The following is a 12,344-nucleotide window of genomic DNA, read 5'->3' on the forward strand; positions in this document are numbered from 1 at the left end:
TGTGTTTACGATGAGACGATTGATCAAAAGAATCCTGTCTATTTTTTGTTCGTTAATAAAGATTAAGCCTTCTACATTTCTAATTATAGAATCATCTTTTCCGTCTGGCTCTAACACAAAAATATTGGCGGAAGAATTGTGGAAGCATTACACAGTTGATACTATCCATATTGACGAGCTCTATTACAAGAAGAGAGACTATATAAAATTCCTCAAACAGATCATTAAAATTTCCCAATATGAATTCATTGTCACGTCGCATGGCTTTAAAAAGTATAATCCGAAACAAATCGTCATTGATTTGTGGCATGGCACGCCTTTGAAAGCAATGAGGTACATGGAAAAAAATGAGCAGGTTTACGAGGAAGAGGGGTTTGATCCAGACCACCTAATCACTTCCTCAAAACTGGAGTCCTCATTACTGGCAGCTTGTATGCATGTCCATTTCTCGAAGCATGAAATACTAGGAAGCCCAAGGAACGACTATTTATTTAAGAAAACAGAGAACGAGTTTACCAATAAGCTCTCTGACTTCAATAAAGTTCTTTTATATATGCCGACTTTCAGAAGCGGTTATTTAAATCGGAAGGAGGGGGAGGTGGACCAATCATTTTTAGAGGAAAAAGAGTTCATTTCTTACCTTGAAAGTAATAACTACTTATTAATCACTAAATTTCACCCGTTAGAGGAAAAATCCATAAAGTACTCGAGTGACCATATAATGAACCTGACTTCAGAAACGTTACTAAGTCTTAATATAGATTTGTATCAAGTACTACCGCATACTGACTTGCTAATCACTGATTACTCAAGTATTTACTTTGATTACTTATTATTGGATCGACCGATCATTTTTTTGAACAAAGATATCGATCAATATCGAAAAACTCGAGGTCTTTTACTTGAACCATACGACTTCTGGACACCTGGAATCAAAGTCCAAAATGATCAGTTGATCTCCTCTGCGATTAATCAATCGTTTGATAAAGACGAATATAAAAAAAGAAGGGAAGAATTACGAAGTGTGTTTCATTTGCATCAGGATGGAAAATCAACTGAAAGAGTGGTCGACTTTATTAGTGATCTAGTTGCGAAGAGAGGACGCTGACCTTACCAAATCAACCCATCCCAATCAAAAATCTTCCTGAAAAGGTCAGCGTCAGTAGTCGTGAAATATAAATATGTAATGATGATTCCAAATAGTATGTAACCCAGACAACCTAGGGTTACTTTTTTCTGTTTATCCATCTCAACATCCCCTTTGTACTCCATTCATATTTTAAGAGAATTCCTCACTGATGTCGAGTTTCTCATGGATTTCTAATGAAACTCTAACATTGTTTAAATGGCATTCAAGTAGCAGAACATAGTATAATAAATTTGTAGAATTTAAACAAAATGAGGGATTTTATGGAGTCTAGAAAAGAACGTCGTGAACAACATACCGAAAAAAAATCACGCAAAAAGAAGATTATCGCAATTATAATTATACTCCTCTTGATTATCGGAGGACTATTGGCTTATTTATATTATAAGGTCGGCCAAACAGTTGATGAAATGCATACCCCTGTAGAAGCAATCAATCAAGAAGAAGTGAAAGATGCAATCGATAATAAAGAGACAATCAACATCCTATTACTTGGAGTTGATGAACGAGAAGGGGATGTAGGACGATCAGATACGATGGTATTGGCATCACTGAATCCACACACCAACGAAATGCTGAGATTTAATATCCCAAGAGATACCTTTGTTGAAATCCCAGGTCGAGGAATGGATAAGATCAACCATGCATATGCATTCGGAGGTTCTGATCTTTCCGTTCAGACAGTTGAGAACTTCTTAGACACTGAAGTCCACTTTTATTCACGAATCAATATGGAAGGATTACAAGATGTAGTGGATGCAATTGGTGGAGTAACAGTGACCAACGATCAAGCATTCAGTCACGGGGGTCATGATTTCCGTGAAGGTGAAATTGATTTGAATGGCGAACAGGCACTGATATTTTCAAGAATGAGAAAACAAGACCCTGAAGGTGATTTAGGTCGTAACGACCGTCAGCAACAAATCATAGACGCATTTATGGATGAAGCGGCTTCATTTGACTCTGTCGCAAGAGTGAATCCATTGTTAGATGCTGCGGGTACGAATGCTGAATCCAATGTAGAGATGGACGATATGCGCAATCTTTTCCTACATTATCGTGGGGCTCGTGATGAGACCATTAAGGAAGAAATTCAGGGATCAGGCCAGAGAATGAACGGCCTTTGGTATTACGTCGTTTCAGATGAAGAACAACAGCGTATTCGGTCGCTATTGTCCGAACATATGGAAGCTAGATAATATATTTATCTTAATAGAGGGTGTTCCAGTGGAGCACCCTCTTTTCCTATATACTCTATTCAAGAGATGATATAATCTACCTAATAACTTGAGCAAGGGTGACATAATTGATAAGAAAATATGAACTAGAAGATCAACCAAAACTGATAGACCTCATAAAAGAAAATAGCGATTACTCCGTAGAGTACATCAAATGGAAGTATTTCGGAAAACGAATGTCTCACATCTTTATATATGAAAAAAACGATCATATCGTCTCAGCCATTTTTACTTGGGAAGAAGAGATGACCGCTGTTAATGAGAAGATGAAGGTTCTCGTTAGAAATGAAGTGTTTAATTTTACTTCTGAGGAATTAACGTACTTGTTGAAAGATTGTATTAAAGAGTATGCCGAAAAGAACAAAATTGAATATATTTTAAATACAGAATCAGAGCAAGGAACAGAAATATCCACCTTTGACCGTTCTGCCATTATTTATCGACCGATCAAGCTACTAGCGAAAAAAATGTTCATTTTATGGCCTCTGACACCATTTGACCGAATATTTGTCCGTCACAAACGTATCCAAGCAGAAGCTGTTCAACCAAAAGACGACACCTATCAACTCAAGAACATAGATCAATTCGATAGCGAGGCAGATAATCTTCAAGAGAACCCCGAAGAAATAAGAATAAAAAAAGACCATCATTATCTCAATTGGCGTTACATGAATCATCCTACTCAAAAATATGAAGCCTCAGGGATCTATGAAGATAGTAAATTGAAAGGGTACGCGATCATACAAATCAATAACAAAAAAGTAACGATTGTGGATTATCAAGCCGTTCCTGAAGAGGATATATTACTTAGCCTGCTTACTAATATAGTTATTCAATATAAGAAATATGATTATCTCCAGGCGAAGATATCATCCAATCCAGATATCAACGAACAGCTATTCAAAGTGGGATTCATAGTCAAAGATCAGCCATCACAGCTTTTTGATGAACTGGCTAATTCTGCGACGAATAAAACTTCTAACTGGTTCATAAACTTAGGTGATATTTACTTCTAAAATAAGTACAAAAATTTCCACATTCTCTACTTAAATTAATTGTCGTTTGTTGTATAATAGATTTATTACACATTTAAACATGTTTTTTTATAGAGAGGGAAATTAAATGGGATCGAGAAAAGAACTAAGAAAACAAAAAAGCGGGAAGAAAAAATGGCTATGGATCATCCTTAGTCTGCTTGGGCTAATCATATTAGCTTTAGGTATTTACTTCATTTATTTATACGATAAAGTTGGAGACACTGTAGAAACGATGTATACACCTTTGGAATCTGATTTAGAGAAAAAGGATGAAATTGACACGCGTTTAGACAATGAAGATCCGATAAACATCCTATTACTTGGCGTAGATGAGCGAGAAGGAGATGTTGGTCGATCAGATACGATGATATTAGTTTCTCTGAATCCAAACACTGATAAGATGTTGATGTTCAATATTCCTAGAGATACTTATGTAGAGATTCCAGGTAGAGGAATGGATAAAATTAACCACTCATATGCATTCGGTGGCTCAGAACTATCCGTAGAGACAGTAGAACAGTTTTTAGATACTACCGTACACTTTTATTCCAGAATTAATATGGAAGGCTTACAAGACGGAGTAGACGCTTTAGGAGGCGTTACCGTCAACAACGATCAGGCTTTCAGTCATGGAGGTCACGATTTTCCGACTGGAGAAATTACTTTAAATGGTGAGCAGGCACTGATCTATTCCCGAATGAGAAAAGAAGACCCTCGGGGGGATCTTGGACGTAACTCAAGGCAACAGGAAATCATCGATGCCATGATTGATGAAGGTACTTCATTCGATTCGTTTACCAAAGTAGATAACATGTTAGACGCAGTAGGGTCGAATGTACAGACAAATATGCAGATGCCTGAAATGCGAAAAATGTTTTCAGACTATCGAGATACTAGAAATGAAACCATCAAAGAAGAAATAGATGGCTCGGGGCAGATGATGGATGGTGTTTGGTACTACATGGTTCCTGATGAAGAAGTGAACAGAATCAGAACATTACTAGATGAACATATGAAAGAATAATTGAAAAAGGAAGTAGAACTGAAAATCAGTTGCTACTTCCTTTTTTATAGATTTCACTTATTAATTTTTGAGAAGCATGCCCGTCGTTATACTGATTCCACTTATCTGAGAAGTGTCGAAGCTCCTCCAAGTCGAAATCATTCTCTTTGATTAGACGTATGATATCGTCAGTGTTATCTGCAATGGGCCCAGGTACAAGAAGGTCATAGTCCTCCCAAAATCCTCTGGACTGTTTGTATTCATCTAAATCGTATGGGTAGAAAATCATTGGCTTCTCTAACAGTGAGAATTCAAAAGGAATAGATGAATAGTCCGTAATTAAATAATCCGTTATAAATAATAAATGATTCGCATCCGGATATTCTGATACATCAATGATAAAATCAGGATAATTGTTATTGTAACCTTTTAAAATGGCTGGATGAAGCCGAATGAGTAGAACGTGATCTTCCTTAAGTTCTTGGTAAATCTTCTTAATGTCAAGTTTTATTGAATGCTTCTTGAGCTGTTGATCTCTAAAGGTGGGAGCGTATAAAATCACTTTATTGCCTGAAATCATTGGATATTTTTCATTTAACTCTTCACTAATTTTCTCTTTCAAAGGTTCATCATAAAAAATATCAGTTCTAGGTATACCTGTTTTCAGCATTACTTCTTTTTCTACATAAAAAGCTTCTCTGAAAATGTCTTCCATTCTGTCCGACCCCACGGTAATATAATCGAATCTTTTGTATACGCTGCGAAACCTCTTGTAAGCCTTCTCACTTCGAAATCGAATGGAAGGATCCTTTAACCCAAACCGTTTAATGGCTCCATTAGCATGCCACAATTGAATACACTTTACATTTTCTTTGAATGGAGTAGCAGCTAATAAACCATAGTAGTTATCAATAAATACAACTTTGCAAGTGGCTAAATGATAGACCCCCTTGATGAAGCCTCTGAAGTTCTTTGCAAAATCAAATTTAATTACTGAAGTACGCCTATCCTCTTCAAATTCACCCTTGGTTCCAGGCAATTGTAAAATTACAGTTTCATGATCTGTTTCTCTTAATACTTTTTCCCAAACGAAAAAAACATTATCCCCAAAAGAAGAAATGAAGACAGTCTTCTTCCTCTGAGGGGATAATTTAAATAGTATAAACGTTATTTTCACTGAAAAAAGATATAAGATTATAGCTAACTCTCTAACCATTGTTCACCTTATTATTTAAGTCATCTTTTATTTTAGTAGTAGAAATTCCGTCAGTACGTGGTAGATAGATAACTTCACAATGTTCTTTAAGGAAGTCGAATTTCCCCTCCCAGTCATGTCCCATTACAAACAAGTCAATATTGTGTTTACGGACGTCATCAATCTTTTGCTCCCAGTTATGTTCAGGGATGACTTCGTCCACATATTGCACTGCTTCAAGAATAGTTTTTCGATCTTCAAATGAGTAGTAAGCTTCTTTGTTTTTAAGAGCGTTGAATTCGTCTGATGAAACTGCGACGACAAGGTAATCTCCAAGCTCTTTAGCTCTTTTTAATATATTTATGTGACCTACGTGTAATAAGTCAAACGTTCCGTAGGTAATTACCTTCTTCATTAAGACTTCCTCCTAGGATAATGGAAATATTTTTGTTAATCTTATTCTAATCATTTTACATTGGTTTAGCAAATTACACACGAGTTTTTCACGCATTAAAATTATAAATTCATCAAAAAAGGAGTGGATATATATCCACTCCAAAAATTATCTAGTAAACTATTTAACTATATTCACAAATTCCCCTGCTACCCAAACAGTTTCATTTTTGTATTGAATTTTGTACCAAGTATATTCAGTTCCGCTTAATTCAGCTTTTTCAGTGATGAAATTATTATCAGAATCTAGTTCTGCAACTACCAAATCACCATCAGAAAGTTTTTCCCCTGTTTTTTCACCAGCTGGGGCATTTCTGACAGTTAAAGTAGGATCAACATCTACCTCAAGTAGATTCATAATCTCTACGTAATTTCCATGTACCCAACCTTCAGTGCCATCATAAACGATTTTTAACCAGCTACCTCCATTATCACCAATTATAGAGATATTTGATCCATTAGGAATTTTACCAATAGGGTCTTTCGTTGTATTTGTTTCAGACCTTATGTTTAAATTACCATCGGTATTGGTTACACCAAACGTGTTTTTAGGGTATTCAGTCTGTAACGTGTCACTTTCGCTACTGCTATCACCACTACCTGAAGACGGTTGACTTGGCTCACTTCCTCCGTCAGGTTGACTTGCGTATTTTGGTACATCGTAAATTTGAACATAATCGTTCAAAATTTTGTAATAGTCAGCAATTAAATCAGTTTGAAGTTCCGCCCAGCGAACATGTGTTGCATATTGATGAACTCCGGGGTTATCAGGGTTCCATCTCATTTTATAAAGAGTGTCTTGCCCGCGGTGAATCCAATTTTGACCAATAAATTTCGCGCCACCAATAATTGCTTGTTGTGGAGTGAACCAACCTTCGTTGTAGGCTTTTTCGGATCCGCAAGACAATGGACAAGAATCAAAAGCATGAATCCCGTACATGTTATATACGGTTTTGCCTTTGTATTCCACACCTTGAGCCAGTTTTGATGTACCATTGCCGGTCTCATGTACCGCATGAGCTATTAAATACAATTCGTTAACCCCGTAGTCTTTCGCCCCTTGGATGAATGCTGAACCGGTGCTATCTAAAGTTCCTTTATTAGCTAGGATTTTTTGGTTAAGTTCATTTGCATTTACGCCTGTCGGTTGTGAAAGGACGAGGAATTGCAAGTATTCATCAGTTCCTCGTTCAAAGTTTGATGGATTTGAATAATATTCAACTTGTTCACGTGTGGCACTTATTGTTCCTGAACCATTTGCTTTTGGAGTGCGTGTCATTTGAATATCAACCATATTATTAAAAGTAATATCGTAATTAGTAGTCTGGTATAAAATATCAGTGTTTATATCATCGTGGTGAAAATAAGCCTTGCGTTTCTTCCCACCAGTAATCACATCAGCTTCATACCAGCTTTCAGAAAAAGTCTTAATTCTTAAAGCAGAACCTTTGTCATAGGTTTTTAATGCTTTTGAATTTCTTGATGCTCTAGGATAAGCATTTGTTGGTTGTTTCAGTGAGATGCCATTCAAGCTTTTCTGTTCTTTAAAGGCATTTTCAACTTGATCCCTGTGAATGTATACCTTTTTACTTTTTCCATTGACTATATTAATTGCTTCATTCCAATTTGTACTTAATGACTTGTATATTAATACGGTACCTTCACTATAAGTTTTTACCTTATTTGAATCTAATGAAGGGCTCTCATAAGTGCTTGTCTTACCATTTACAGCGATACCTCTTAGACTTTCAGGTTCACTTACTAGATCGTCTACGGCGTTTACTGGTAAATACCCAGTACGAGGCTTGCCATTCAAATACACTATCGCTTTATGCCAACTATTACTATAAGTCTCGTATTTGAGAATAGTACCACCTGAATAAGATTTAAGGGCATTCGAACTTTCGTTTGGTTGAGCAAAAACGGAAGTACGTTTTTTTGCAACACCTTCTAACTTAGTCGGTGATTTTAATAGTCGGTCGACATCATTCTTACTAATATAACCTGTTCGAGGTTTGTTATTAAGAATTACGGTTGCTTTATACCAGCCAGAAGTATAGGATTGGAACTTCAGTACACTCCCCGAATCATAGGATTTGAGTGGCCTTGACTCTTTAGATGCTTCCGAAAATACTTTAGTACTGGTTTTAAGTGCAACACCTTCGTAATCTGACGGTTCTTGTGTAGCATTTTCTACATGTGATTTATGTATATATCCAGTACGAGCTTTATTATTTAGGATAACGGTCGCTTTGTACCAGTCAGATGAGAAGGTTTCATATTTTAATATAGTGCCTTTATCGTAAGATTTAAGGGCATTAGAGTTTGTGGATGCTCTCGAGAAGACGCTTGTTGTGCTTTGAAGTGCAACACCTTCTAAGCTTTCAGACTCAGCGTTGGCATTCTCTACATCACTTTTATTGATGTAACCAGTAACTCTATTATTATTAATAATTACTGTCGCTTTATACCAATCTGAAGAATGAGATTCGTATTTTAGGATAGTGCCTTCCTCATAATCCTTTAATACACTAGAATTTCTAGATGTATCTTCGTAAACATTGGTCTTGTCCTTTGAAGCTATTCCTTGATAATTTTCTGTATCCGCAGCTGTTGGCATAACGATCATGATTGTTGATAATAGGGTGAATAAGAAAGCTACACACATTGTAACGGACACTCTTGAAAATTTATTCACTTTAAAATCCTCCTAAGTTGTTTTGTATGGGTTTTAGGAATTTTTTAAAATGTGAATATAATAGTTAACTAGTTTTATTCTGTTTTATAAATGACCGACTACTAAGTAAAGGTTGGCAGTTCCAAAAAACACCTCCAATTGATTTATTTACTTATCCTAATTCAGATTATAATAGCATAATTATTCGACGTTTCATACCAATTTTAGCTAAAATATGCCAATAGTCTAGGAATTTTTAATACTTGTACTAACCCCTATTGAAATAAGGAACCAGTGCAAAAGGCCAATGGATGGCATGTTAAAAAACAACGAAATTTCAGTATTTTGATAAACTAATAGTCCTAGAAAGATGAAGGCGGACCATTGAACTATTTGCAAGTGGATATTTTTCAATAGATATCGCCATATAACGATAATAAGAAAGATAAATAATGCTAAACCTATAAATCCACTCTCTAAAAAGATTTGCAAATATTGATTGTGTACATGAACATAGTGACTTTCAGGGAGAAAATCTTGTGGTGAAACTCCCACGCCATGCCCGAAAAAAGGAGATTCCAAACCATATTCAATGGCTTTATTCCAAATGGTTTCTCTTCCTGAAAAGAAGTTCTTATTAAAATATTCTCTTGATAGTTCATTCAGGTAATTTGCTTGTTCAGAATTAGCTAATAGACCATAGCCATATAAAAATACAAGATTGAATAACAATACTATATAAATAAGGTAGGGAAACAGTTTCCTTGAAAGTTTGAACAGTACCCAAGATGCTATAATAGTTAATATAGCAAGTAACACTGTTCTGCTTGAAGTTACATAGGCGAGCAATAAACTCATCAGTATCCCTGCAATAAAAACTATTTTCAGAACTATAGATTTACGGTTAACAGCATATATTTGAAAGCAGAGAAGGGTGAAAAAATAGACTCCTGCCAAATTTGTGTTTGTAAACAGTCCGCTATATTTAATCATTGGCTGGCCATTAATCGACCAATGATAAATATACAAACAGTTCATAATGAAAGTGACGAATCCAATTCCAGTAATTAATTTTTGGTTCCATTTCAAATGAATAATTGCTAACATAAAACATAGTGTAAGTATAAAAAGTAGTAAGTCTTGATTATGTGCGAAATTATTATTTATGAAATGAGATAGCACGTATAAAAGGACAAATAACGAAATACATAAATATAAAAAATTATATTTATTCCAAACATCCTTGTTGATGTAAACCAAAGTCATTAAGATGAAGAATGAGATATAAAGGGTCCAATGATCCGTTATTCTCCCGTAACCTCTGAAAGGCTCTGCAGTCATCAACCCTAGGGTGTTGAAAAATAAGATTAATATAATGAAAATAGCTATCAAATAAGTAATATTTAATTTATAGTTTTGATTCATATAGGTTCTCCTTAATCGCTTTATTCAAATAATATTATTATATCAAAAGATAGGATTGATTTAATGAATTTCCTAAAGAAAAAAATTTTCAATTTTCTCAGAAGTAAACGAGCATTAAAATATTTTAAGTTAGTTTTTAAAACAGTAGGGAAGTTACCTAAAAAGAAAGACTTAGTTGTGTTCGAAAGTTTCCATGGGAAACAGTATAGCGATAGTCCACGGGCAATTTATGAATATATGAGGGAATACAATAAAGAAGCAATACTTATTTGGAGCGTTGATAGGAGGAGTTTGAAACTATTCGAGGAATTGGGCTTACCTCATGTTCGCCGTTTTTCTATCAAATGGTTCTTAACTATGCCAAGAGCGAAGTATTGGGTTAACAATGTAAGACTTCCGAACTGGTTACCAAAACCTAATGATACGATTTATGTACAGACTTGGCACGGGACGCCTCTAAAAAGATTAGGGATCGATATTGAGGAAGTGCATATGCCCGGTACGAATACTGATAAATATAAAAGGAATTTCACGAATGAGTCTAAGAATTGGAACTACTTGATATCTCCCAACAGGTATTCTACTGAAATTTTCAAACGAGCTTTTGACTACAGTGGGAAGGTTATTGAAAGTGGTTACCCAAGAAATGACTTTCTTTCGAACCATACTGACCAAGACATTTATGAAATAAAAAGTAACTTGGGTATCTTCGAAGATAAAAAAGTTATTTTATACGCCCCTACATGGAGAGATGACCAATTTTATAGTAAAGGTAAATACCGTTTTGATATAAAATTAGATTTGTCGTTACTTCAAAAGGAATTAGGTAATGATTATGTAGTGTTATTGAGAATGCATTATCTTATTGCTGAAAATTTAGACTTAGCTGATTTTGAAGGTTTTGCATTCGATGTATCCAAACACCTAGATATAAGAGAGCTATTTGTCATTTCAGACCTATTGATCACAGATTATTCTTCGGTATTTTTTGATTTTGCGAATCTAAGAAGACCGATTTTGTTTTATGTATATGACTTGGAAAGATACGAGAACACTTTGAGAGGGTTCTACTTTGACTTTAAAAATGAAGCTCCTGGTCCGTTAACAATGACCACACGGGAAACTATTGATGCAATAAAAGGTTATGAAGCAAATGGTTTTGAGCTGGAAACTCATTTCGAGGAATTTTATAAACGTTTTTGTTACTTAGAAGATGGAAAAGCGACTGAACGTGTAGTTCAAGAATTTTATCAGTACTAAAATCACTTGAAAAAGCTTTGAAAATGTTAGATAATACAGTTTGCTAAACTTATGAAATGTTTTATATGCGAGAAAGAAGGAGTTTTAATGCGTTCAGCAATAACAGTCTTTTCCGAACAGATCAAGTACTTTTATTTAGTGAGAAGGTTATCTGCATACGAGCTTAAAAGTAATAATTCAAGTAATTATTTAGGAATTTCTTGGGAGATAATACAACCAGCTATTCAAATAGCAATATTCTGGTTTGTTTTTGGGTACGGTATCAGGCAAAGAGCCGATGTAGGAGACGTTCCATTCTTCCAGTGGATGCTTGCGGGTATTGTAGTTTGGTTTCTGATTAGCCAAGGAATATTGAAAGGTACGAAATCGATCCATCAAAAGGTTAAAGTTCTATCTAAGATGAACTTTCCAATGAGTGTTATTCCTAATTATGTAATATTTGCTCAATTTTATCCACACCTTCTTTTACTAGTAATTGTGTTGATACTAATGCAGTTCATCGGTTATCCGATTAGTATATATTATTTGCAATTGCCTATATATACATTTGGTGTGATAGCAATTTTATTCAGTGTTACGTTAATTACCTCTACACTGGCGACAATTGCTCAAGATGTTCAAATGTTCATTCAATCTATAATGAGAATGCTTCTTTACTTATCACCGATTCTATGGCCACCTCAGGTTTTACCAGATTGGTTATTAACAGTTATGAAAATCAATCCATTCTTTTATGTTGTAGAAGGGTATAGACAATCCATATTAGGTGGGGAATGGTATTTCATCACTAATTGGGAGTATTCGATTTATTTTTGGTCCATGGTAATAGTTCTCTTTATAATGGGCTCATATTTACACGTGAAGTTCAGAAAACATTTCGTGGATTTCTTATAAGAAAATAGGTGTAAG

Annotated in this window: 10 protein-coding genes and 1 pseudogene; 6 read left to right on the top strand and 5 right to left on the bottom strand. The window is 35.1% G+C overall.

Translation table 11 applies throughout. The features are described from left to right. The first annotated feature begins 10 nt into the window (after positions 1–10). Positions 11–1,108 (top strand): CDP-glycerol glycerophosphotransferase family protein, encoded by a 1,098-nt coding sequence (locus CEY16_RS07540; protein WP_101331383.1) that lies wholly within the window; start codon positions 11–13, stop codon positions 1,106–1,108. Positions 1,109–1,110: 2 nt separating this feature from the next. Here CEY16_RS07540 and CEY16_RS15200 read toward each other — a convergent pair whose 3' ends face one another. After that, positions 1,111–1,248: a hypothetical protein gene (locus CEY16_RS15200; protein WP_162297888.1), complete on the bottom strand. Its 138-nt coding sequence runs from the start codon at positions 1,246–1,248 to the stop codon at positions 1,111–1,113. A gap of 162 nt (positions 1,249–1,410) precedes the next feature. On the opposite strand from CEY16_RS15200, the gene CEY16_RS07545 reads away from it, so the two are divergent. From CEY16_RS07545 to CEY16_RS07555, 3 genes are all read left to right on the top strand, one after another. Beyond that, a complete protein-coding gene (locus CEY16_RS07545; RefSeq protein ID WP_101331384.1) occupies positions 1,411–2,346 on the top strand; it encodes an LCP family glycopolymer transferase in 936 nt (311 codons plus the stop codon). Between the two features lie 107 nt (positions 2,347–2,453). Beyond that, positions 2,454–3,401, top strand: coding sequence for a hypothetical protein (locus CEY16_RS07550; protein WP_101331385.1), 948 nt, complete (start codon positions 2,454–2,456; stop codon positions 3,399–3,401). A 106-nt stretch (positions 3,402–3,507) separates the two neighbouring features. Beyond that, the gene (locus CEY16_RS07555; RefSeq protein ID WP_101331386.1) at positions 3,508–4,446 is read left to right on the top strand and encodes an LCP family glycopolymer transferase; all 939 of its coding nucleotides are present in this window, start codon (positions 3,508–3,510) and stop codon (positions 4,444–4,446) included. Between the two features lie 25 nt (positions 4,447–4,471). On the opposite strand, the gene CEY16_RS07560 is transcribed toward CEY16_RS07555, so the two are convergent. From CEY16_RS07560 to CEY16_RS07575, 4 genes are all read right to left on the bottom strand, one after another. Beyond that, on the bottom strand, positions 4,472–5,641 hold the full coding sequence (locus CEY16_RS07560) for a CDP-glycerol glycerophosphotransferase family protein (RefSeq protein WP_101331387.1): 1,170 nt from the start codon (positions 5,639–5,641) through the stop codon (positions 4,472–4,474). Continuing rightward, entirely contained in the window at positions 5,634–6,035 is a 402-nt protein-coding gene (gene tagD / locus CEY16_RS07565) for a glycerol-3-phosphate cytidylyltransferase (RefSeq protein WP_101331388.1), read from the bottom strand. The genes CEY16_RS07560 and tagD overlap by 8 nt, the downstream gene beginning before the upstream one ends. A 159-nt stretch (positions 6,036–6,194) precedes the next feature. Further along, the gene (locus CEY16_RS07570) at positions 6,195–8,771 is read right to left on the bottom strand and encodes an SH3 domain-containing protein (RefSeq protein ID WP_101331389.1); all 2,577 of its coding nucleotides are present in this window, start codon (positions 8,769–8,771) and stop codon (positions 6,195–6,197) included. Between the two features lie 225 nt (positions 8,772–8,996). After that, entirely contained in the window at positions 8,997–10,175 is a 1,179-nt protein-coding gene (locus tag CEY16_RS07575) for an O-antigen ligase family protein (RefSeq protein WP_101331390.1), read from the bottom strand. Positions 10,176–10,250: 75 nt separating this feature from the next. Between CEY16_RS07575 and CEY16_RS07580 the strand changes: the two are divergent. After that, a pseudogene (locus CEY16_RS07580) lies at positions 10,251–11,435 on the top strand (CDP-glycerol glycerophosphotransferase family protein); the annotation flags it as partial. Between the two features lie 87 nt (positions 11,436–11,522). Beyond that, on the top strand, positions 11,523–12,329 hold the full coding sequence (locus CEY16_RS07585) for an ABC transporter permease (protein WP_101331392.1): 807 nt from the start codon (positions 11,523–11,525) through the stop codon (positions 12,327–12,329). The last annotated feature ends 15 nt before the right edge of the window (positions 12,330–12,344 follow it).

This window comes from Halalkalibacillus sediminis (assembly GCF_002844535.1).
Taxonomy (GTDB): domain Bacteria; phylum Bacillota; class Bacilli; order Bacillales; family Alkalibacillaceae; genus Halalkalibacillus_A; species Halalkalibacillus_A sediminis.